Raw genomic sequence first — 23656 nt, 5'->3', positions numbered from 1 at the left:
GGGCGAAATCGGATCACCCACCGGCCGATCGGCTGTACGACGTGTCGCCCGAGGAGGCGCGGGATCGGTTCCCGGCTCTAGGCGACGTTCCAAGCGCCATCTACTACGAAAACGCCGGTCGCGTCGATGGAACGACGGTGCAAAACGCCCTCCTTCGAGCGGGGGCGACCCACGGGCTGGAGACGGTGCGCGACAGCGCCGAACGAATAACTGTAAGGCGGGGTGCCGTCACCGGTGTCGTCACCGAAAACGAATCGTACGAAACGTCAGCCGTCGTGATCGCCGGAGGGGCGTGGTCTAGTGCGTTCGGAGAGCAGCTGAACGCGCGCGTCCCGGTCGAACCGCAACGCGGACAGCTGATCACCCTCGACCTGCACGACGCGGACACGTCGAACTGGCCGATCGTGACCACGTTCGGGGGGTACTATTTCGTGCCGTGGCCCGACAACCGCATTGCGGTCGGAGCCACCCGCGAGACCGGTTCGGGCTTCGCTCCACACACGACCGCCGCCGGCGTGCGCGAAGTGCTGCAGGAGGCGCTGAGCGTCGCGCCCGGTCTCGCCGAGGCGGCTATCGACGAGATTAACGTCGGCCTTCGTCCGCTCAGCGCCGACGGCCTACCCGTGATCGGTCCCGTTCCGTCAGTCGACGGAGCGTACCTGGCAACCGGTCACGGACCGACCGGCCTCCAACTCGGTCCGTATACGGGAAAAATCGTCGCCGACATGCTACTGGGGAAAAACGTGGACATGGACATATCGGCGTTCTCCCCGGCTCGATTCGCCTAGCTACCCGGTCGATGGATACGGACACTCGATCGATCGACGCCGGCGGTACCGAACCGCTTGAGAGTCGATACGGGCCCATCGTGGTCGTCACAGTGAGGTGCTACTGGATACTTGAAGGGGTAGCACAAAGCGCTACGGGTCGCCGAGATTCATCCCGCCCTAAAGGGTGGGGATGAATCTCGCACTTCCGTAATCCAGGTTGTGTGTACGTTTACATTTGCGATTGTCTTGCTCGCGAAAGGTGTACACCGTGAACGGCCACCGGCGAAAGATGAAGAGCACACGCCAACTGGCGAACGCAAACGTCCGTTGGGTGCGGCTGATACCGGTCCGCAGCCAGCCGTCCGCCAGTAGCAGGACCTCAACGGACACGCTTCGAGTACGCGCGTTTTTGCGCGAAGTGTTCGCAGGTACGCCACCGACAGCTCCCGTCTCGCGTGACGATGGGGCGTGAGGTCTCCGACATCGTCGACGGCAACTCCACCAGCAACACGGTCACGGTCGAGCAAAAACGTCGTCCCTTCGCTGGACTGTAGATCAATTGCAGTGAATCGTCGGTATGATGTTTCCTTTTCTCTCTGAAATCCGCTCGCCCCGTTATGCTGACTGACAAGTGGCTACCGGGTAGCGAGTCACCGTCACCGTCCGAAAATCGTCACGCGTATCGAGCTCTCCTCCCGTCGGTGTTTCTCTTACAGACGGACCGCTGGACCAACTTCTCTCGTCTGGCTGTCGGGTGCCCCCAACGCATTAGTACGACTGTCCCCTGTATCGGAAAGACCGAATTACGGGACCGCGGAACGCGCCCGCTGCCTCGTCCACCTGGGGACGAGGGGACGAACCCGTAGTTCGGTCAACTCGGTACCGCCGCTCACGAGCCATCGGATGCGAGCCACCCGGTGGATGGGCACAGAGGTCGACACCGGAACCCGCGTTCCGGCACTTAGCGTCCCATCCACCACGGGCAGCACACCGCACCGCGGTGCTGCCTTCATCATACGTTGTGCGCTTCCGCCTCGAAGTCGTGTGAGAACGCGGTCTCGACGGAGTCGTCGCACGGTGAGGGTTTTCCGCTGGTCGCTCACGGTGGGTCGATACAGGAGGACAGGGCGAGTGAAATCGGTCAGAACGCCCCGACCGCCCCACCCTCGCCGAGTACTGAGTCTGCGGCAGGCCGAAAAACGTCAAACTCTTACATCGCTACACCGCCTGCTGAGATAGTGCCTGACGCTGGGTGGTTCCGTGACAGCACACAGATCGTCCTTCCGAAGGACGCGGTAGCCGAGTATCGCGACGAACTCTGCGAGGCGTTCATGATCACGCTCGTCGATGAGAACGACACGGTCCGTCTCATCGGCAGCCCCGTCGTCATCACTGACGTCCGCGAGTGGCTCGAAGATCGAGGGATTTCTGTCACCTGACGTTGCAGAGGCCGACGACGCTCTCATCGCGATGCCGACCGGCGCAGCCGGTGGGAAATCGCCTCGAAGAACCCATAAGAACCATTGGCGATCGCGCGTGCGGTCCGTTCACGTTCGGCGGGCTGACGATCTGGTGAGGAGAAAGGTCCGAAGCGGTGGGCTTCCGGCTTTGAGCCGTCCGCCGGTACCACTTTACTGATCGCTTCCGTCGGCTCGACCATGGAAACCGCCCGTATTCCGCCGAAGAGCGGCGCGGCGTTCGCCGTCAAAGCCGGCGAGTCGTTTGCGGTCATCACGCCGGAGCCGCGACAAGTAGCCGATCTCGTCGCGTTCGACCGTTCAGATCCGTCGGAGGCGTTTGCCCAATCCTACACGCGGGACCTCAACGGGAAGCTCCGTATCACGACCGGCGACGTCCTCTACACGACACGCGGGAACGAACTGTTGACGATCACGGACGACGACTGCGGCGTCCACGACATCCTGTTCGGTCCCTGCACCGAATGGATGCTCACCGACCGGCCGACCGGCGAGGGGCGACAGGACGAACCCGGCGGATGTCGAGAGAACCTCGCGCTCGCCCTCGAAGCGTACGGACTCGACGTCCCCGTTCCGGACACGTTCAACGTCTTCCAGCAGTCGACGGTGACCGACCAGGTCTACTTCGACGTGCGCGAAAGTCCCGCCGACGCCGGCGACGCGGTGAGGCTCCGCGCCGAACGCGACGTCGTTGTCGCCGTTTCCGCTTGCTCGGCGAAAGGCGTCGCCAGCGGAACGACGCTTACGCCGATTGACGTCCAGGTTCCGGCGAACACAACGGTCCACCGTGCGTCCGTTCACGATGACCGTCAGGATTGACGGGCTCTCCGCCCTTCGGAGCGAGGTTTTGTGCTCAACGTCGGGCGAACTGCCGTCTGACGCGATCAGGTAAGATCCGTCTACGTATCGGTATTCGAAGTCTACATTCGATAGAGAGTTATTACTTATTGAGATCCGTCGTTGATTTATAAAGAGGGATGACGGCTATCCGGACGCGTGCCAACGTCGAACTAGCTATCGAGAACGACTCCCTCCCCCAATGGGCGAAGCGCCGTTATCGCGCCTTCGATGAGACAATGACGGGTGAGGACGCCCCGTATCCCTGCTACTTCGCCGTTAGCGCTCACCGCGACGGGGACCTCCGGTATCTGTTTTCTCCATCGGAGACGAGCGACGACGGAAAGGCCACTTTCGCCGAGGAACTTGCGACGTACCTCGACGCCGCACCAAGTATCGCCGACGTAACGGCGCTGGCGGTGTTCTTCGAACCGCCGTCGGCGTCGCTCTCTGCGAAGGACTATCACGATCGGTTCTGGGACCTTTTGGATCACCTGCACCGTCACGATCCCGCGCCGTGGCCGGAGTCGATTCCGACCGACCCGTCGGATCCAAAGTGGGAGTTCTGTTTCGCCGGCGAGCCGATATTCCTCGTGGCGCGGGCGCCATGCTATGAGCGCCGACACAGCAGATACGCCCCCCACGGACTGGAGATCACCGTGCAGCCGCGATGGGTGTTCGACGGCCTCGGCGGCGACACCGAGGCCGGTCAGAACGCCCGTCGTGTGATTCGCGATCGACTGGCCGACTACGACGACGTGCCGCGCCACCCCGACATTGGCGACTACGGTGAGCCGGGGGTCCGCGAGTGGAAGCAGTACGTGCTCCCCGACACCAACGAAGAGCGGGTCGATACCTTCCCTTTCCCGGAGTGGAGCACGTGAGTTACGCGATCTCCGGATACGGTTTCTGTGAGATGGTGCCCGGATCGGAGGTGGTGAAATATCACGCATCACGCGAAAGGAGAATCACGGAAGGAGTGGGATGCGGTGTTATCTTCGGCGACTGAGCGAACGAGCGCGGCCTGATCCCGACGGGTTCGAACTACATCCCCGCGACGGCCGTGGATCCGTCGACGCGCTCTCGGCGCCTCCTTTTTTCCGCACTGATTAATGGGCCCGAGATTGTATACATATTTGATATAGGCCAGAGGTATAGCTATACGTTATAGGTAGAATCCCAGTACAGACTCGAACGGCTTGATCAGCACAGTACTCCGGTGTTTATGTTACTTCAGGAACTGCTCTCGTCAAGAGAGGGAGTCAATGAGGGAAGAGCGTAGCGCTCTTTACCGCTCGGTCTCCGTGGATTCATAGATTGCCTCGCACATGCATTTCTCGAGAGAAAGAGCGTCTACTCCGCGTTAGAACCGTCTTCCCGGTCAATTCGCACGAGTTCTCCCGCCTGCTCTACCCAGTCAACTCCCCATTTCACCGTTACTGGAACCAGTGCGGTGGTGAAAATAGCGATGAAGACCAGCACCGAGAACAGTTCCTGAGTGATGATTCCGGCGGAGAGACCGACTGAGGCGATGATAATCTCGACGGTGCCACGACCGTTCATCCCAAAGCCGATCACGAGACCTTCGCGGGAGGTGAGCTGCGTCGGGAGCGCAGAGACCCACGAGCCAACGATCTTTCCAACGAATGCGATCACGATCAGTAAGATGAGAAGACCAAGACTCCGTGTAAAGACATCAAGCGTCAGGTCGAACGCAACGGAGACGAAGAAGATCGGAGCGAAAAAACCGATTGCCAGGTCGTAGATGACGTTGTACATGTGCTCGTACAGCTCCGGTTCAAGATCTGCCTGATGGAGAAAGAGTCCGGCCATGAACCCCCCGATGATCATGTGGAGACCAGCGATCGTGGCTAGTTCGGCGAAAAAGAGCGCAACGAGCAGCGCAAGCGTAAACGCGGAGGTCTTATCGACGAATCCGTACTCTTCGAGGAGGCGATCGAGCCGTGACCAGAGAATCGGTAGAAAACGATCGCCGATGACGAGCGTGATAATAAAGAAAGCGAGTGCCTTTCCCATGACGCTGACGATGTCTGTCACATTCACTGATCCGGCCTGAATAAATCCGATCACACCGGCGAACACGACGAGGACGCCCACGTCGGAGACGAGTGCGCCACCCAGCAAAATACCGGCAATTCGAGTGTCAAGGAGCTCTAAGTCAACAAGAATACGCGATTTTGTCGCCAACGACGTTGCCGCCATCGCGAGTCCGAGAAACAGCGCACCCTCCGTCGTCGCGATCGTCAAAACGCCGCTTACGTATCCTAAGATGAACGGGAGCACGAACGCGCCGACAGCGACGACGAGCGCCTGCGGCCCTAAATCGAAGAGGTCGTGGATGTCAATTTCCATACCCACATAAACCATGAGCAGGAACACACCGAGTTCAGCGAAGATGTCCAGTGCTACGCCGCCATGGAGTAACCCGAGTAGCGGAGGACCGAACAACAAACCGACAAGCAGTTCGCCCATCATCGCAGGATATCCGAGTCGCTCTGTCAGTGTCCCGCCGGCCCACGCGAGCGTGAGCACGAGCAAGAGATTCAGGAGGTCAAATTCGACAGCTCCGACCATATTCCACCGTTATTGATCAGTTCCCTCAGCTCCCGAATCTTTATTCGTATTGTGCTATGTACGCTAGTACGCCACAGGTCAATTAAACATTTTCCGCGGAACCGGCAGTTTCGCTCCCCTATCGTCCGAGAGCGATGAATTTCGACTCAGCATAGATGAAGACAGTTGCAACGAGTTCCACAGTAAGGTTAGAGATGTGAACGGGTGTAGGTCTTCGTCTCGTTACCACTGTAAAACCGGAACTCACTCGACACCCGAACGGACCTGAAGGTACGTGAGCAGGGGGGAGTAACTGAGTGTTACCAAGCAGTTCCTCACCTCTTCTGGCAGAACGACGCATTTTTATATTCTCTATCTGCGAATGATTCTCAATGGCCGGATTTTCTCATCAACGACAGGAGCGTGAAGCAAAACGGGAACGAACGGATGTCTCTACTCGGACCTGCCCAGAATGTGGCTCGGACTCGATCATTCAGGACGGGGATGCGGGGGAACGTCTGTGCGACGACTGTGGACTCATTCTCGAAGATCAAAACATCGATCACGGACCGGAATGGCGAGCGTTCAACCAGAGCGAACGTGATTCGAAGTCCCGGGTCGGGGCTCCTACGACGAAGACGATGCACGACAAGGGGCTGACAACCCAGATCGATTGGAAGAATCAGGACGCGTACGGTCGGTCCCTCTCGTCGGAGAAGCGCTCGCAGATGAATCGATTGCGTAAGTGGCAGGAACGTATTCGAACGAAAGACGCGGGCGAACGCAACCTCCAATTTGCCCTCTCAGAGATCGACCGCATGGCGTCCGCTCTGGGGATTCCTCGATCAACTCGCGAAGTCGCGTCCGTTCTCTACCGCCGTGCGCTAAACGAGGACCTCATTCGCGGGCGCTCCATCGAGGGGGTCGCGACGAGCTGCCTGTACGCGGCGTGTCGGCAGGAAGGGATCCCACGGAGTCTCGATGAAGTGACGGACGTAGCACGCATTCCGTACAAAGAACTCGGTCGTACCTACCGATACATCGCACACGAACTCGGCTTGGAGATGCAGCCGGTTGATCCGAAGGAGTACGTCCCGCGCTTCGCCTCCGAACTCGAACTGAGCGAAGAGACGACACAGAAGGCGAACGAGATCATCGAAACCTCCGCGGAACAGGGCCTCCTCTCCGGGAAATCGCCGACGGGATTTGCGGCTGCTGCACTCTATGCCGCCGGCCTCCTGTGCAACGAAAAGCGAACACAACGGGAAGTAGCCGATGTCGCCCAAGTCACGGAAGTGACGATCCGAAATCGGTACCAGGAACAAATCGAAGCGATGGGACTTTACTGAGAAATATCGGGGGGACTTACCCGCCCGTGGAGTTGTTTTCGTTGAACTGTAGATCATTTCACTGGACTGGAGAACGTTTCGCTGGATTGTAGATCAGGACAGCCCGCTCGAACAGCGCAGCTCGGTGGCCGTCACGATCAGCTACATAAACTCCCCCACCCCTCGTTCAGAGTGAAAACGGGAATACCTCTCTGAAACCAGCCGCCACGTGGGCACTACGCTCGTAGCTGGACGATGATCAGCCAGTCGATGATGAAACGAGATCCGGCTCAACAGACGTTGAAGGCGCTAAAACATCGAAGTTATCACTCTGAACGAGGGGTCTGTCTGACGGATTCTTACTAGACTCGTTTGGATAGCGTTTCACTCTGAATGAGGGGTGGGGGAGTGCGACTCGAATACGCCGTTAGAACTAGCTTCGAAGAAGGAGAAATCGAGAGAGATAGCGACGTAGCGTTTAGACTTTCACTCTGACAGACCCCCAACAACCTTATTACAAATGGTGTTGATACACGGGATATGACGGAGCAACCGGACGGTACAGACTCCGTGGGCGATCCGTTGTTCGCCGATCAGGACCCAATTTTCGCCCGGAAGGAACTCCTTCACGTCGGCCACGTCCCCGAGAAAAACCGCATCGTCGGCCGGGACACCGAGATCGAGTCCGTTGCCGACGAAATTGGCGCTATCGTCCGGGACGACCCGCCGAACAACGTGATGATCTACGGGAAAACCGGAACGGGGAAGAGTCTCGTTTCTCGGCACGTTGCGAGTCGAGCGAAGAACGCTGCCCAGTCGAACGGGGTTCGATGCGACGTTGTCTACGTCGATTGTTCCGAGGCGGACACAGAAACGCGAGCCACGAGACAGATCGCCACCACTCTCAAACGGAGTACGCCGTACGAACAGAAGGTCCCGCTCCGTGGCGTCGGAACGATGGAGTACTACCAACACATCTGGCGCATTCTCGATCTTCACTTCGACGCCGTCCTCATTATCCTCGACGAGATCGACAAACTCACCAATTCGAATATCCTGATGCAGCTTTCCCGCGCCAAAGAGGCCGGGAAGACCGAGTCGTTCATCGGCATCATCGGGATCAGTAACAAAATTCAGTACAAGGACTCTCTCGACGAGCGGATAGACTCGAGTTTTGGCCACCGCGAGCTGTTCTTCCACCCCTATGATGCGTCTCAGCTCCAAGAGATCATGCGGAATCGGACTGACGCCTTCCAACCGGGGGTTCTTGGGGCTGGGGCGATTGAACTCTGTGCCGCTCTCGCGGCGAAGAAACACGGTGACGCACGGAAGGCGATCGACATCCTGAAAGAAGCCGGGGAACTCGCTCGTCGAAACGGGGATAGAACGATTACTGACGAACACATCCAGCAGGCGCAGAAGGTCGCGGAGATCAATCGCATCGAGGAACTCACGAGCGGCGGAACGATCCACGCGAAGCTCGCGCTGTACTCGCTTGCCAGTCTCATCATCACGGGAAGCAAGGAGAGTTACTCGACTCGGGAAGTCTATGACCGGTACGGCAAAATGTGCGATCTCGCTGGCTATGAGTCCGTAACCGAGAACGGACTGTATAAGCAGTTGAAAGAGCAGGCCTTCCTCGGCGTGATCGAATCGACCAAAACTGGCGGTGGTCGCTCCCAGGGAAGCTATCTCCTCCATCGGCTCGTCACTGATCCGAAGCACATCGTCAAGGCCGTCCGCCGAGACACGAGTCTCGATGCGCTTCCGTCTCTTGAGGATCTCCAGGACCTCACAATCGCTCACCAGGAGCAATCGTCACAGACGACGTTTGGTTCAAACCAGTGAACCGCGTGACCTCTTGACGTAGGTGGTGATTACCCCGTTTTCACTCTGAACGAGGGGTCCCCGAAGTCCTAACCGGTTCTCATTTGTCAGAGAATACACTCTGACTAAGGCGTGTTCGGAGAAGGTTACGGGTGGCATCCGATACAGTCTGAATGAGGGGTCCCTCCGGGATCGTCGTTACTCAAAAGGGAGACGGCGTACGGTGTGTCACCCGATACAGTCTGATTGGGGGGTGTCTGAACAGCGGTCCAGGGCGACGAACTACCTCTCCCGCCGGTCAGACCGACGCCCTCACGCGTGGGAATGGGTTTCCTGCTTCCACGACTCGCTTTGCAGATACAGGTCCATCCGCAGGGAGCAATCTCCTCGGAAGTTGCTTTAGAGTGGGACACTCCTGGATCTGCGGAACTGCGAGAAGATATCGGTGAGACTGCAAGAAAGAACGTACCGCGCCGTCGCAAAACCACGGGCGATTTCGCTGTCCGTCAGACTACTTCTGACGACCATGTTTGCGTCCGTGTCTCCCCAGAACGTGAGACGGCGTTCGAGCGGATGGTTGGGAAGCTCAACCGAGATATGGAGATCCGCAAGATGGTCACCGATTCGGAACTCGTAGAGGATCAGGATGTCGACCTTCCCGAAGGAGCGTCTTTAGTGCCGAAGATGGCGTCAGAAGAGAAGCTTCGTGAAGCCAAACACAAACGTATGGAAGCGAATCTTGAGCCAATTGAAGAACTCGAGGACGCCGATGGGACGGGAGAGGACAGCGACTGAGACGAACGATTTATAACGGCTCGGCTACCTCTTGTGAAATCCTCAGCCACAAATGGAACTGTCTCAGCTGACGGTTCAGGGCAGGAAGCACATCAAACGCACCTTCCACCGTCTTATGGCTCATGAGCCACGAGATGGTCTATATTTTAAGTAGTTTATTACGATACCAACTTCTTCTTATGACTCGAAACCTAGTCAACCGAGATAAAGGGAATATTCTCATGTGGCTTTATTGAAATCCGGCCTTGTCGAAACCCTCAATCGGTGATAGGTTTCAACAGCCGTGCTGAATACACAGCGCGTATTGGTGACGGAGAAGCATCCGTGGCGAAACCTCACGTCCACAGAGGAAATTCGTTTGGAGTGGATTCAGACCACAAAGCGACGAAGCAGTGGTGGACGGAGTGGTACGATGCGTAGGAAGCCACCGTCACGGAAGGTTAGAAACGTACAGGAGTGGCTTTGATGACGAAGCTGACTCACCCGAGAAGTGCATCGAGGCTCTGTCGAGAGACTCAGACGGTTATCAATTCAGAGAGGTTGGCAAAACTGAATTGGCAGTTCCGTGCCCAGTCACGCCGTCGATTTACCGCGGATTGTCCTTTGTCCACTCTGGAACTTCGCTTACGCGTCTCGCCCGGCGACTACCCGACGCGGCCCTGTATCTCGACTTCCGCCGGCAGCGTCGAGGGCCGATCGCCCGCGTCGATATACCCACGCTGATGTTCGTCACGTTGCCCCTCAGTCCAGGGTCCGCCGAGTCCGGTGAATCCACAGCGCACACACGAGGGCCGCGAGGCCGGCGGCCGTGGCGATACCGAACGCGACGCGATAACCCGTAAAGGAGTAGACGGGCGTGCCGCCGACTGTCTTCCCGGTCCAGAAGGCATCGAGCGCCACGCCCATCACCGCGGGCACGATGGCGGCCCCCAAGTAGCCGACGCTGTTTATCGTCCCGCTCACCGTTCCGCTCACCTCGTCGGGGTGCCGCCGACGTCCGACGGTGAACGCAAGCGAGATTCCGCCGTTGACGAACATGGCCGCGAAGAAGAGGACGCCGACGAAGACGAGCGGTGGCGTCCCGAGGGCCGTGATAGTGCCGTAGACGACGCAGAACACGAGCGTCGAGAACAACACCAGTGCGGTATGGGCGGCGATGCGGTCTGCGACCCACCCAAACAGCGGTGACCCAACCAGGAGGCCGACGTTACCCGCAAGGACGTACAGCGACGCACGCGCGACGGAGAGATTGTAGAGGTGGACGAGGTACGGGACGCCCCACAGGCCGATGACGGTAAAGTTGACGCCGAGAACCAGAAAGTCGAGGACGCCGAGGACCCACACGTCCGGGCCGCCGAGGACGGACCGTAAATCGGCACGAAGTGACGTGGGCGCGCCGTCGGCAGCCAGTTCTGGCGACTCGTCGTCGGACGGGTCGGCCGGTCGGTCACGGACCAACAGGAAGATGACGAGGGCACTGACGACACAGAACGACCCGACGGCGAGCATCGATGCCCGCCACCCGGCGACGGACGCGGCGATGGCGAGTGGCGTCGTCGCGACGATGCCGCCGAGCGCCGAGACGCCGATAGTCATGCCCGTCACGGTGGCGTACTCGTCCGCCCGGAACCACGTCACAGCGAACCGGAGGATGGCGAGGAAGATGACGCTCCCGCCGAGGCCCACGAGTGCGCGGGCAAGAAAGCCCATGAGGAACGAATCACTCATCGCGAACGCGACGGCACCGAGGCCCATCACGAACGTGCCCGTCCCGGCGACGTGGCGCGGACCGTACCGGTCTGCGAGCAACCCGGCGGGCAACTGCATGGCGGCGTACAGGTAGAAGAACGACGAGTGGAGCAACCCGAGTTCCGTCGCCGTGATGTCGAACGCGCGCGCCAGCGACTCCGCCAACACTGCCGTCGAGACGCGGGTGAAACTCATGAGCACGTACCCGAACGTGAGAACGCCCCACATCATCCACCGGACGCGTCGCGTGTCGAGTCGCGTCAGCACCGTCGCCCCAAAGTACCGTACATTGCTTGTCTGTGACCCCACAGTAATCGACGACGATGCTCGGGACGGCCTATGCCGCCTCGACAAGTGACTCCGTCGTCGTCCACTCGTCCACGCCGTGGAGGTTCGCACCCTACGAACCGACGAGGGCGACGGACGCGTCGTAGTAGCTCCCGAGGCTCTGTTGAATTCCTCACATGGATACAGACTTGAATGGGTTGGCTGAAAGGAATCAGCGGTCTCATATTCTGAACGTTAGACGTAGGGCGCACATTCACCACGGATGGAACTGCACATCGAGGCCGTTCGAACCGTTCAGAGTCGGTCATTATTCGAGTGGTTCGATCGTGTCGCCCGGCCGAATTGTCCCGCTTTCGAGGATATCAGCTCGAAGCCCGCCCCGGTGGGCCAGCGTATCCAAGAGGTCTTTTCCAGTGAGGTCTTGCAAATATCCGCAGGGTTCGCAGAGGCGGTCGCCACGACAGATGGCGGTGCCGATTCGGAATCGCGTTCCGACGAGGTGGTTGAGTGCGGCATCCTGCGTGACGATGTTCCGCCGGTGTTCGCCGGGAGCGAGTACAACGTCTGCCTCGCGTTCGATTGCGTCGATAGCCTCCTGCTCAATGAGCGTCAGGTCATAACCGTCCTGGCGGTCTTCGTCCGATTCCCAAGTAACAAACGTCCCGGCTTCGATATCGCTGAAATACCTGTCGCCCTGCAGACCACGGCCTGCGATGGCTTCGACTTCACTGCGTTTGTCCATCTCAACGCCGGCGTCAGGCGCAGTGAAAATGTGTTTAGCAGTCCCTTCACCTTCCATACGTACTGTCTTATAGCTCAGGTACAAATACCTTCCCCGTACTGAATTCGGTTTGAGTGGTTAATATTGTATGAGACATTATAAATAGGGAACATATTGAACTCAATCCAAAAATAGATGTGAGCGCTCGCCTACCAGCTGATTCTGACTAAAGGGGCTGAACAAAAGCCCCGCGTCTTGCTGAATACAGGCTCTGCATCGGTCACACTGGTACTAACAGGACTCGGGCAGATCGATTGCCCTCATACGATGCTCAGCGATGCCGAATGGGAGCTGGCGAGCGGACTCGAATTACCGGCTTTCACTATCGAGGGGGATGAATACCTGAAGCGGTTAACGATGGTTGTTTCTGAGGGACGTATTGAGCACGCCTTCTACCCAATCTTCCCACCGGATGAACACGCGAGCGAAGTCCTCGAATGGATGAAAGAAAATCCCCCGATAGAGAGGACACCGAGTAGTGCTCTGCCAGCCGACCCGTTCTATTGTTTGAGGACTTTCGTATTGGCTCGGGATGCTATAGGGGTGGATCGGCGTCGTCACCAAACCCACTCCCGTACGCCTCGACGACTTCTGTAACGGTGACTTCGTACGCATCGTACCACTCTGTCCATCGCTGTTTCGCCTCTTTGTGGTCAGAATCTGCGCCAAACGACTCAAGCGCGTCCAACGACTCCCAGTAGTACACGACGAGAACCTCTTCACTCTCAGAGGCATGCCACGTCCGCTTGCCCAGATACCCCTCTGTGTCCTCGGCAGCCACTTGTATCGCGTCATTCAACTCGTGAAACTCTGCATCGTACTCCCCCGGATCAAGGCGGAACGTGACAAGATACATCACTACAGTTTACTCGCCAATGTGAATAAGAAACCTCCCTTCCAGGGACACAACAGTTCGTTACAGATCGCTCGCTGACTCGTGCCCAGTTCAGGTTTTATCTCTGGCCAGTCTCGCCTATAACTCTACGACTATCTACCGCTACGGAGAACACTCCTATGAACCACCCAATTGTATCGGAGATATGTTCACCGCCCAAGTGGGTCTTGTAGTGAGTAACCTATGACACGACACGATGACCGGTCCAGCAAGAACCGATTCGCAACCATCGCCGTCGGCGCAGCAGAAACCGAGACGCATCCCCACAGAGGTGGAACAAACGACGTCGTCCCGCCGATCCACCTCTCGACCACATTCGAGTGGACCAGCGGAGACGAGGCCAATGAACACGACTATTCGCGTGAGAGCAATCCGACGCGGGCAGCCCTTGAAGCGCAGTTAGCCCGTCTCGAAGGCGGCGAGCATGGGTTGGCGTTCGCCTCCGGAATGGCCGCCACATCGACGACGATGCTATCGCTGGTCCCTCCGGGAGGCCACGTCGTCTCCTCGGACTCCATCTACAGCGGAACCGAAAAACTGCTCACGGAACACATGGCCGGACATCTCGGCGTTGACATTGACTTTGTTGACGCTCGTGACCCCGACAACGTCGCCGATGCAATCAACGCGGACACTGACCTGATTTGGGTAGAAACACCGTCGAACCCCTTGATTAGGTTGTGCGATATCCAAACGATAGCCGACATCGCCGATGCCCATGATGCGCTGTCCGGCGTGGACAGTACCTTTGCGAGTCCGTACTACCAAGCCCCACTCGAACTGGGTGCTGACGTCGTCGTTCACAGCACCACCAAGTATCTCAACGGGCACTCCGACTCGATCGGCGGTGCCGTTATCACCGACGACAGTGGTGTTTTTGAGCAATTAGCGTTCGCGCAGCGGGTTGGGCTTGGGAATATGCTTTCGCCGTTCGACTGCTACCTCGTTGCACGAGGCATCAAGACGCTGCCCGCGCGGATGGAACATCATGAGAAGAACGCGATGGAAGTCGCCCGGTTCCTCGAAAGCCACGATCGGGTCGCTCGTGTTCACTATCCGGGTCTCGAGAGCCACCCGCAACACGATCTTGCGAGTGAGCAGATGTCGGGGTACAGCGGGATGCTGTCCTTCGAGTTCGATGGTACACTCATCGAACTTGAGGCGTTCGTTAAGGGACTTCAGGTATTCACGCCGGGAGCCAGTCTCGGCGGGGTTGAGAGCCTTGTTGAGGTGCCGTCACTAATGATCCCCGAGGAGCTCAGTCGTAGTGAGGATTCAGCGGAGATTCCCGAGACGTTGGTCCGAGTATCCGTTGGCCTCGAAGACGCCGACGCCCTCTGCGAGGATCTCCGGACGGCGCTACCGTAGACCCATGCACTCGTTCTCCGATTGTCCACCGGTCATAGCGGTCGCAAGGGGATTTTGAGCCGTCTCTGACCGAACTGAGATATTGGTCTTGGTTTCGATTCAGGATCCTATCCTACTACAAAGCAGGCCAAGAACCCGACATTCACTCGATTTACTCTTGAGTGCGCTGTGGACGGCCAATCCTTACAATGCGCTGAACTCGATCGGATATTGGGGAAGTATCATTCTATTGTCAGTTTGTAGAAATCTAAACGCGGAATCTGTAGGGTGCAGCAAGAGACTTCATCTGTATCCCATCATGGAGTTTATCGAGGCACCAAGCAAGTCTCATTTTGAGAGAGGGGATAGACTGAGACCACTCCCACATTTGAGGAGGGGCTGATGTTCTCACGGACGTGATCAGAGGGGTAGTAAATATCTCTCCCGACTCTAAGAACCATCACTACCCGACTCGCTCCGCACTTGATCTAACTTCTTTTGAAACGGTGTTCATTGATCATTCACACCGGCTTTGGTCTGACTCGCCTCGGTGGATCGACGCCGACTCTGCAATGGACGCTATTACTTTTCAATGATGGGTATAGCTATAGGATATAGCTCGATGGCATAGCTATTTATTGTGGCTGTAAACTATGTTTATCTTGGATTTCTCCCTCTGGTTGGACCTCGCCTTATCGCGTTGTGCTCCGTCTCCCCAGCTGTTCAGCGATTATTCCACTGGTGGGGTAGATGCCTGAGAGTGGATCTCTGTACCGACTGCCACTCACCAACGCGTGTGCTGATCGACTCTCGATGCCACGTATCGCTACTCGGTATAGGTGGTGAATATAGATCCCAAATATAGTTATAATGTATCGTTATCAGATATAGCTGGGAGACGTCACTGTATTGTCTGACTTACCTTTATATCCGTGGTCATCAACTATTCCCTATAATGCTCACCTATACTCCAGTTTCGGAGGCTGGCGGTGTCGGGAAGACGACGACAGCAGCGACACTGGCGACGAGCCACGCGCGCGCTGGCCACGATGTCCTGGTCATCGATATGGACACCCAGAACGGAAGTCTCACATATTTTTTCGGACCTGATTACGACCGCGGCGATCCAAGCGTCGATAACCTCGTTCGCCACCTCGTTGGTCGTCCGAAAGGCGATTTTCACGATCTCGCTCTCGAAGTCGAACGCGGAATCGACCTGATTCCGTCGCACAACATGCTCGAAGACCTTCACGAGTTTCTTCTCAACGAGAAAAATCAGGCCGAGAACTTCGGGGAATCCTACAGCATGTACCACCAGTTACATCGTGTCCTCCGCGAGGCAAACGTTCGTGACGAGTACGACGTCATCATCGTTGACTCTGCCGGGAAAGCAGGACCCATTCTGTATAACGCACTGGTCGCCGTCAGGAACGTGGTCATCCCGTTCGAGGCGACCGCAAAGGGAAAAGAATCGATCGAAGGCCTCGACGACCTCGTTGACGGATTAGAGCAAAGCATCGACGTCGACGTCGGCGTCCTCGCGGTCGTCCCGATCGGCTACAAAAACACGCGCGATCAGCGCGAAATACTCAATGAGCTTCGCGAAAGTGGGTTCCCGGTTCCAGTGGTCATTGGTGAGCGTGGCTCTATGATGGAGGGGAGCTGGAAGCAGCAGTGTAGCCCGTACACGTACGTGGAAAAGCATCGCGACCGGCAACGTGAGTATGAGCTAGAAACGCTCGACCAATTCGACGAACTCGCCCGCCATCTCGAACGGCAGGCCGGCCTTACAACGCCCGAGGTGACGGCATAATGGGGCTCAAATCCGGGTCACGAGATGCTGGACTCGACGAATCGGACGACGTCGAGCGATCTGACGACCGGGACGAAAATGTATCTTTGACGGAAGACACGACGGCAGCTAATTCAGCACCAACTGAAACGAGCGACAAAGATACTGGCTCTGTGAGCGGATCAGAGACGTCATCTCCTTCACGGCCGACGATGGACTCGCTCCCTTACAAGCTTCGCCGGGAGAAGGTGAACGAAGGACGCGAGCAAGTTCCCTATTTCCTTCGGAGCGAGATCATCGAAGCCGAGGGCGATCTTCAGGATACGCTGGAGGAGCTTCTCGGCGAAAGCGTCTACAAATCTGATTACCGAGAGGCTGCCATGGTCGTCGCTCAGCGCAACCCCGAGCTCGTTGCCGAAGTTCTCCGTGAATGGGGGTATGATCTCGAGAAGTCTTAGAGCGCGGTTAGCGACGTTGCCGACTTCTTCTACGGTGGTTCCATAGTGAGTTTCGGGTTTCTTCTCGGTGTCTAGTCTGTCGGCTGCAGGGGTGGTCGTGGTGGGCAGAGGGTAGCAGCCCCGCTGTGTGACGTTCTGGTTCTGAGAGTGGTATTTTCGGTCGGGAGGCTCTATTTAACAAGATAGTGTTGAATTCTGGGACCACACAGACGGTAGCAGTCCGTGTGAACACCGAGGGAAGCCCCTAAATTTGCGCGCAATTTGCGTAAACCGCATGCTGATATATAAATTCTTCTTAGATTGCGGGTCACAATTTCGGAGGATGGGGTTCTGAAGTGCGCCTTCCGGCAAGAAGAACGGGGTATTGTTCAACTGGAGAACCGACTGAGGTCACCCAATTCATCGTAAGTAGCGCGAAAAGAAGCCGTGCATCACCTGGCTAAACTCCGAAGTTGTGAGTGGGTTTCTACCCTCTACGAGGCTCCGAAGAACTTAACGTCGCGAGACATGAGAACTCATCGATCACCCTACTGGGGATGAGAAATTCAATGTCACCGTTGAAGTCACAGCCAATCAGTTAGATGGACATCTCTTAGTAGACGAGGTAACTAGAAACATCGGGCTAGAGGACAGGAAACGTCGTCAACCGTCATGAAGATTTCTGCTGAAATACCGCATGAAGTCGACTCATTGTTGAGCGGGACGTTGACCCATGTTTTCGTAAGTATCTAGCGAAGCGCGTCAAGTCGCTTCCCGAGAATTTCTTGAACCGAATCCACCTCATCGCCGACGCGGAGGACACGGTAACCCTGCGAAAGAAGGTCTGCAGCACCTTCGGTAGAGTGTTCAGGGATGCCAATAGGAACATGAGCATCTGCGCAGGCGTCTTCGATCGTTTTGATAGCGTCATTTACTTCGGGGTGATCAGTTTGCTGAGGGTATCCCATAGAGATCGAGAGGTCCATCGGCCCGACAAAGACGAACCCTAAATGTGGTATGCCGAGGATCTCTTCTATATTCTCGATGGCTTCAACCATTTCTATCATAACTCCGACAAGGACTGATTCGTCCTCTCGTTCGGTGAACCCTTCCATGGCGGCGCCCCACTCAGCATTACGGCCACCGCCAAATCCCCTGTTGCCCGGTCCACCGTCAAACGAAAAACGAGCTGCCTTTACCGCACGCTGAGCCTCCTCAGCATTCTTGATTCGCGGAACCAATAGAGTTGAGATCCCAGTATCAAGAACTTTATGAATGAGGGATGGATCTGAATTGGGTACCCTGACGAGCAATTCAATGTCGACGCTCTCGGCCGCTCTAACGAGCGAGTCGAACCCAGTACTATCGTATGGGCTTTTCCCAGCATGCTCAAAATCAAGCCACACAAAGTCAAACCCTAGTTGTCCATAGATCTCAACAAGCATTGGTGACATAGTTTTTGACCGTGCACCGATCACTGCTTCGTCGGCCTCAAGTCTTCTACGAACCTTGTTTACGTGCATCATCCTTTCCAAACTTGTAAACCGATGATAAAACGTTTTGGGTTACTTCACCGATCCGCTTAAAGAAGAGAGATTCGATGAGTATCTCATTTGGAGAGTAGCCACCTAATTTGATCGAAAACGCGGTTCCTATAATTCCGAAGTTCCGTTCACCATCGTCGAAAGCGCTCTTAACAGTAACATTTTTATAGTAAGGCCGTCACGCCATCGTGATTGATTGCCAAATTCATCTCAAATACTCACCAATTACTTTGAAGCCATTCTTCATAGGCGCAAATAGCCATCTCGTCGTAGATGTCTGTAATAAGATTATATTTACATTTCCCCAGTTGCGTGGTTTTTGGATACTCTAGTATACCGTTTACTAGCGTCGAACGCGCCTTGATGGGAGTTATCGTGTGACAGGGCCGTTACGGCACTATTAGAGTCATACCCTTCTTATTTGACCGCTATCACTTTTATTGATGCTGCATCAGAAAATGGCTAAAGGAGCCTTTTCAACGGTCAATTCCGCCTTCTTGGTGCGATTCGGTCCTTGAAACAAGTGAATTTCTCATTGTAAAACAGAGGTTTAACATTCGTGAACAGCACAGAGAGACCGTTCCTCGAACGGAAACGGTATAGATAACATCGGAAGTAGGTTTGAAAATGGAGAGCAACTGTTTGCCACTAGCCGGAGGAACAGAAACATGGTACAAAGAGCTCTCTAGCTTCGTGTATGTGATCGAACATACAGATTGAGGATGACCATAAGTGGATTTAACTCCTAACAATGTGAGATACATGTATGCGACGGATCGACGTAACCGAGCTAGAGTCATTAGCCATAAAACTAGTTTCGGCACTTGGTACATCCAATCAAGTTGCCGCCGAGGTAGCAGAATCGCTTGTTGAGTCTGACCTCCGCGGCCACGGTTCGCATGGAGTCATCCGCATGGGAACTTTTTACCGCGAGATGATCGAGAATGGCGAAATCCGTCCTCGAGCCACCCCCGAAATCGAACGGCTGAGTCCAACGACCGCGCAGGTCAATGGTAACTTCCAGTACGGACAGGTAGTTGGCCGGCGCGCCGTTGATGTCGGTATTGAACTCGCTAGTGATAGCGGCTCCGCCATCGTTGGAGTCCGAAATGCAACCCACCTTGGCCGCGTCGGTGAATGGGCTGAGCGAGCGGCAGCCGCTGGGATCGGTTTTGCTGCCTTCGTCAACACCGGCGGCACCTCTCCGCTCGTGGCGGTACCAGGAAGTGCTGAACGCCTGCTGCCGACCAACCCATTGGCATTCGGCGTTCCCACGTTTGATGTGCTCCCTCATCCGGTAGTCCTTGATATGGCCACTAGTCAAGTCGCCCACGGAAAGATAACAAAACGGTATATAGAGGATCAACCACTTCCCAAAGGCTGGGCTATTGATGAGTTAGGCGAGGCAATCACTACCGCACGGGCTTACGAAGAAGAGAAACAGGGAGCAATGTTACCACTCGGTGGTCTCACGGCGGGATACAAGGGATTTGGCCTCGCAGTGATCGCAGAGTTATTCGCCGGTATTATAGCGAATCACCAGGTCTCTGGCCAGTGTAATGAACGGCGTGTCAACAACGGCGCAATGTTCGTCTTCGTCGATCCCGAATATTTTTCGACATACGAGGCAAACCGGCGGCGCGTGGAGGCACTTGTCAGGTTAGTCCACAGCGCTGATCATTCCGAGGAGATACCGATGGGTCCCTCTGCGAAGGGTGATCGTGTGGTACTTCCGGGGGAAATCGAATACGAGAAGCGACAGAAGCGGCTCGAAGAAGGCATACCGTTTCACGACGAGACGCTTAGCCTGCTCGCAGATGTTGCGAGACAGTCGGGAATCAAAAGTTCAGTCCTGGGCCCCTTCGATGCTTGAGTTCAGTCAGCGGTATTGCCATGACCGGGCCAGGTAAAAGATAGATATTTCTGCGGCCGATAAGTCTGATGAAGGCTGAAGCAGGAACGCCGGATAGTACGGTTTATCTACTCGATGGAACTGATCTCTCATACATGTGATGGATAAGAACGAAGACGACGTCCTCCTGTTCTAGTAGATCCATTTGACTATATCGCTGAGAACAGGCGATGGTACTGGAATGAAGTGAGATCGCGACGCTCTAAGCGTCACCGAAGACGAATCGACGGACGATGCACTGGTTGTGGGCGAGTCCCATTGACACAGATCCGGCGAGCTGGATACAGAAAATGATGTTTACCATCTCGCTTACCACCTGCACGGCCGCCAGTGCGGGCCCGTTCCTTAGGTACTTAGTAGCACAGTGGTACAAACGGAAGGGGGTCAAGAGATAGGAAAAGACGGCAAAATAGTGCCGCTAGTAGCCGATTGTAATTGCGGAAGAGAGCGCTCTATTACGCCTGGTGCCGATAATGATGCTATTGGAGGCGTAGGGAGAAAGTTTAGTATTGTCCGCTGGCATTGTGTTGGTTATGACTGGCGTGGTAGCAGTTGTCGGTGCAGGGAACATGGGACACGGACTTGCCGCTCACTTTGCACTGCACGATTGGAACGTAACGCTCATTGATCATCGACAATCGAACCTCGACAATGCTCGTGAGCGTATTAAGAAGGTCACCCAGTTTCAAGACGAGATGGAACTCGTGTCCGTGTTACCTAAATCAGTCATGAATTCGATCTCATTCACACTCGACTGCGCGGAGGAGGTCAGCGACGCGGAGCTTGTCATCGAAACTGTCTCAGAAGATCTTGACACCAAACGGGAGATGTTCGCGACACTTGCGGACTCGACGGAGGATGACGCGGTATTGGCGACTAACACTTCCGGTATTCCTATTACTGACATTGCGGCGGGCAATGACGCGGCCAACAGAATCATCGGCTGTCACTGGTGGTACCCTCCGTACCTACTGACGCCTGTGGAGGTCATTCGCGGTGAAGAGACTAGTGACGAGACAGTAGATAGAACGGTGACGTACCTCGAAACGGTTGACAGAACTCCGGTAGTCGTCAAGCGAGACGTTCCTGGATTCGTTTGGAACCGAATTCAGTTCGCCGTCATCCGCGAATGTATGCACCTCGCAGAAAAGGGGGTGGCCTCGATTGAAGATATCAACATGGCAGTTCGTGATGGATACGCCCGCCGGACTTCTGTCGTTGGTCCGTTCGAAACGACAGACATCGCTGGTCTTGACCTCTTTGAGACCAACGCGAGGAATCTTTATCCCTACCTCTGTGACGACGATGAACCGAGTATCCTTTTCGAGAAGTACCTTCAAGCGAACCATGGCGGCATTGAGGACGGTGCTGGATTCTTCGAGTACGATATTCCTCCGGAGGAGGTCACCCACCGCCGGGACAAGCAGTTGGCGGCGCTCAAGAGGGTACTAGATGAATAATATTTCCTCGTCAAGGCTGGGGAGTTGCGTCAGGTATAAACGTTGGATCCTGACGTTAACCATCTTCAACTACAATCTACTCTATAATTAGAATCAAGGTTCCAATAGACAGAGAGGTATCTCGGTGCGGTTAAAGACTCGGTCACCGGATCCTGGGTATCGCTATTCCGTTATCGGACTAGATTGACCGAACCGTCCAGCTAATCATGAATAATCCGTATGTTACCTTCGACGGACGTCTGGGAGGTAATGAGTAACTACCCGAATGAGCGAAGTATGGCGTGGTCGATTACCGCTATAGGTCCTCATGGCGAAGTCGTTTGGCCGCTAGGCGAAGTTACCAACGATCTCGATGAAACCCTTCCACGATGAAAATCGCGAATTCCCCACGGCTCTATCGTTGTTTTCAACGACCTATATAGCCATGAGTATTTGCTATCCAGAATAGCCGGTATTAAAAATAAAATTGAAGAAATGGGGATAGCAAAGCCTACAAGGTCTTGTCGGACTCTTCGAGCATTCGAAGGCGATAGAGAAATGATTCTTGATCCAGTTGGACATCGTCGGCGGTGACAATCGTGTCCTTCTCGACATCGGAGACAAGCGTTGCACCCTCTAGGAGTTCGAGAGGGACATAGTTGGACCGTGTGGCCGTCTCAGCGTCTTCAATCATACCGTAGACTGTGTATCCACCGCCACCGTCTAGTTCTTCACCGGCCGAGAGGTCGCGCTTGGCTGCGCCGACAACCTCGGCTACATGCTGTTTCGGAACTCCAGTCGGTTCATTCCGGAGTGCCGCGCTGGCGACGCTCACGGAGGTTTCGGTCCCAGGGAGGTGGAACGGCCGGTAGAAGAGCTGGTACTTCCCAGCATTTGCGACGTACATTCCAGATCCACCGTACTGGTTGAGATACTCTCGGACACCTTCGTTCGGTGTTGTCGTGACGATCCAGACGCCAAATTCAATGTCGTTTTTGATCTCACTTCCGTCAGGATTTAATGAGCTTATCGTGTCAACGACGCCGGAGTTTTCTAGTAATCCTCCATCTTCCTGCGGACGCATACGTTTTGGTATCTCTTCGAGTTCGGCCGCTGGTATGTGCATGCCCGACACGTCTGGCTTCAACCCAGTCGCGTTAGCGACAGCGCACATTTCGACGGCGACCTTTGTCCCGTCAAGGAACGAGTTATACATGTACGGGTTGAGGTGATTCTCTTCGACGAACTTCTTATCGAATCCCCACCGCTCGAAGACATCGTCAGGGGTCCCGTATTTGTACTCATTGATGAAAGGATTCCCTTTCCCGGCGGCGACAACATCAAGCCCGACGGTCTGAGCCCAATCATATAGCTCGGCGATGAGTGCAGGCTGGTCGCCGTACGCCATTGAGTAAGTCACTCCAACCCTATCGGCGAGTTTTGCGAGGATTGGTCCGACGACTGTGTCGGCCTCGACGGTGACCATCACTACATGTTTTTTGTCCATAATGGCTGTATAGGCGTGACGGGCACCCACCTCAGGGATACCTGTTGCTTCAACAACGACGTCGACATCGCTTTCAGCTAGGACGATACCATCATCGGTAACTGCTCGCATGCCATCAGCGATGGTCGCTTCGAGGGCGTCGGGATCATCAACCTGCTTAATATCACCTACGTCAGCTCCGTTGAAGGCATCTACTGCTTTGTCTACTTCTAGATCGGCGATGGCGGCCGTCTGCATGCCAGGAGCGCGTTCTACTTGGTCGACCAGTCGTCTCCCAAATAACCCAGCGCCAATAACGCCGACAGTAATTGGTTCGTTAAGTTCGGTGAGTTGCGACGGAACATTGAACATGAGTC

18 protein-coding genes are annotated in these 23656 nt (G+C 55.7%); 12 read left to right on the top strand and 6 right to left on the bottom strand.

Going from position 1 to position 23656, the window contains the following annotated elements; genetic code table 11:
- From CNO20_RS11140 to CNO20_RS11125, 4 genes are all read left to right on the top strand, one after another.
- On the top strand, window positions 1–788 hold a 788-nt coding region (locus tag CNO20_RS11140; protein WP_101296179.1), incomplete at its 5' end, for an NAD(P)/FAD-dependent oxidoreductase.
- A 1220-nt stretch (window positions 789–2008) separates the two neighbouring features.
- On the top strand, window positions 2009–2209 hold the full coding sequence (locus CNO20_RS11135; RefSeq protein WP_101296178.1) for a VNG_1110C family protein: 201 nt from the start codon (window positions 2009–2011) through the stop codon (window positions 2207–2209).
- 219 nt (window positions 2210–2428) lie between these two features.
- Window positions 2429–3067 carry a DUF1989 domain-containing protein gene (locus CNO20_RS11130; RefSeq protein ID WP_101296177.1) on the top strand — a complete coding sequence of 213 codons (639 nt, stop codon included), beginning with the start codon at window positions 2429–2431 and terminating at the stop codon, window positions 3065–3067.
- A gap of 158 nt (window positions 3068–3225) precedes the next feature.
- Entirely contained in the window at window positions 3226–3969 is a 744-nt protein-coding gene (locus tag CNO20_RS11125) for a YqcI/YcgG family protein (RefSeq protein WP_101296176.1), read from the top strand.
- 469 nt (window positions 3970–4438) lie between these two features.
- Here the strand turns inward: CNO20_RS11125 and CNO20_RS11120 are convergent, their stop codons facing one another.
- Window positions 4439–5680 carry a cation:proton antiporter gene (locus tag CNO20_RS11120; RefSeq protein WP_101296175.1) on the bottom strand — a complete coding sequence of 414 codons (1242 nt, stop codon included), beginning with the start codon at window positions 5678–5680 and terminating at the stop codon, window positions 4439–4441.
- 371 nt (window positions 5681–6051) lie between these two features.
- Between CNO20_RS11120 and CNO20_RS11115 the strand changes: the two genes are divergently transcribed.
- From CNO20_RS11115 to CNO20_RS11105, 3 genes are all read left to right on the top strand, one after another.
- The gene (locus CNO20_RS11115) at window positions 6052–7008 is read left to right on the top strand and encodes a transcription initiation factor IIB (protein WP_101296174.1); all 957 of its coding nucleotides are present in this window, start codon (window positions 6052–6054) and stop codon (window positions 7006–7008) included.
- Window positions 7009–7527: 519 nt separating this feature from the next.
- Window positions 7528–8835, top strand: coding sequence for a Cdc6/Cdc18 family protein (locus CNO20_RS11110; protein ID WP_101296173.1), 1308 nt, complete (start codon window positions 7528–7530; stop codon window positions 8833–8835).
- Window positions 8836–9387: 552 nt separating this feature from the next.
- Entirely contained in the window at window positions 9388–9609 is a 222-nt protein-coding gene (locus CNO20_RS11105) for a hypothetical protein (protein WP_199174813.1), read from the top strand.
- A gap of 741 nt (window positions 9610–10350) precedes the next feature.
- Here the strand turns inward: CNO20_RS11105 and CNO20_RS11095 are convergent.
- The 3 genes from CNO20_RS11095 to CNO20_RS11085 form a co-directional block, all read right to left on the bottom strand.
- Entirely contained in the window at window positions 10351–11625 is a 1275-nt protein-coding gene (locus CNO20_RS11095; protein WP_233204139.1) for an MFS transporter, read from the bottom strand.
- Window positions 11626–11953: 328 nt separating this feature from the next.
- Window positions 11954–12445, bottom strand: coding sequence for an MOSC domain-containing protein (locus CNO20_RS11090; protein WP_101296172.1), 492 nt, complete (start codon window positions 12443–12445; stop codon window positions 11954–11956).
- Window positions 12446–12962: 517 nt separating this feature from the next.
- Window positions 12963–13283: an antibiotic biosynthesis monooxygenase family protein gene (locus CNO20_RS11085; protein ID WP_101296171.1), complete on the bottom strand. Its 321-nt coding sequence runs from the start codon at window positions 13281–13283 to the stop codon at window positions 12963–12965.
- Between the two features lie 222 nt (window positions 13284–13505).
- Here CNO20_RS11085 and CNO20_RS11080 point away from each other — a divergent pair, with 222 nt between their 5' ends.
- The 3 genes from CNO20_RS11080 (at window position 13506) to CNO20_RS23365 (ending at window position 16919) form a co-directional block, all read left to right on the top strand.
- Window positions 13506–14690, top strand: coding sequence for a trans-sulfuration enzyme family protein (locus CNO20_RS11080; protein ID WP_101296170.1), 1185 nt, complete (start codon window positions 13506–13508; stop codon window positions 14688–14690).
- 934 nt (window positions 14691–15624) lie between these two features.
- Window positions 15625–16482 (top strand): ParA family protein, encoded by an 858-nt coding sequence (locus tag CNO20_RS11075; RefSeq protein WP_101296169.1) that lies wholly within the window; start codon window positions 15625–15627, stop codon window positions 16480–16482.
- Window positions 16482–16919, top strand: coding sequence for a DUF7970 domain-containing protein (locus CNO20_RS23365; RefSeq protein ID WP_199174812.1), 438 nt, complete (start codon window positions 16482–16484; stop codon window positions 16917–16919). The genes CNO20_RS11075 and CNO20_RS23365 overlap by 1 nt, the downstream gene beginning before the upstream one ends.
- Window positions 16920–17647: 728 nt before the next feature.
- Here the strand turns inward: CNO20_RS23365 and CNO20_RS11065 are convergent.
- Window positions 17648–18421, bottom strand: a complete 774-nt coding sequence (locus CNO20_RS11065) for an HpcH/HpaI aldolase family protein (RefSeq protein WP_199174811.1) — start codon at window positions 18419–18421, stop codon at window positions 17648–17650.
- Window positions 18422–19208: 787 nt separating this feature from the next.
- On the opposite strand from CNO20_RS11065, the gene CNO20_RS11060 reads away from it, so the two are divergent.
- The gene (locus tag CNO20_RS11060) at window positions 19209–20315 is read left to right on the top strand and encodes an Ldh family oxidoreductase (RefSeq protein WP_101296166.1); all 1107 of its coding nucleotides are present in this window, start codon (window positions 19209–19211) and stop codon (window positions 20313–20315) included.
- 572 nt (window positions 20316–20887) lie between these two features.
- On the top strand, window positions 20888–21814 hold the full coding sequence (locus CNO20_RS11050; protein ID WP_101296164.1) for a 3-hydroxyacyl-CoA dehydrogenase family protein: 927 nt from the start codon (window positions 20888–20890) through the stop codon (window positions 21812–21814).
- A 490-nt stretch (window positions 21815–22304) separates the two neighbouring features.
- Here the strand turns inward: CNO20_RS11050 and CNO20_RS11045 are convergent, their stop codons facing one another.
- The gene (locus tag CNO20_RS11045; protein WP_101296163.1) at window positions 22305–23537 is read right to left on the bottom strand and encodes an NAD(P)H-dependent oxidoreductase; all 1233 of its coding nucleotides are present in this window, start codon (window positions 23535–23537) and stop codon (window positions 22305–22307) included.
- Window positions 23538–23656 lie beyond the last annotated feature (119 nt).

Origin of the sequence: Halegenticoccus soli, from assembly GCF_002844195.1 — an archaeon.
Taxonomy (GTDB): domain Archaea; phylum Halobacteriota; class Halobacteria; order Halobacteriales; family Haloferacaceae; genus Halegenticoccus; species Halegenticoccus soli.
This window is presented reverse-complemented; position numbering and strand designations above follow the sequence as displayed.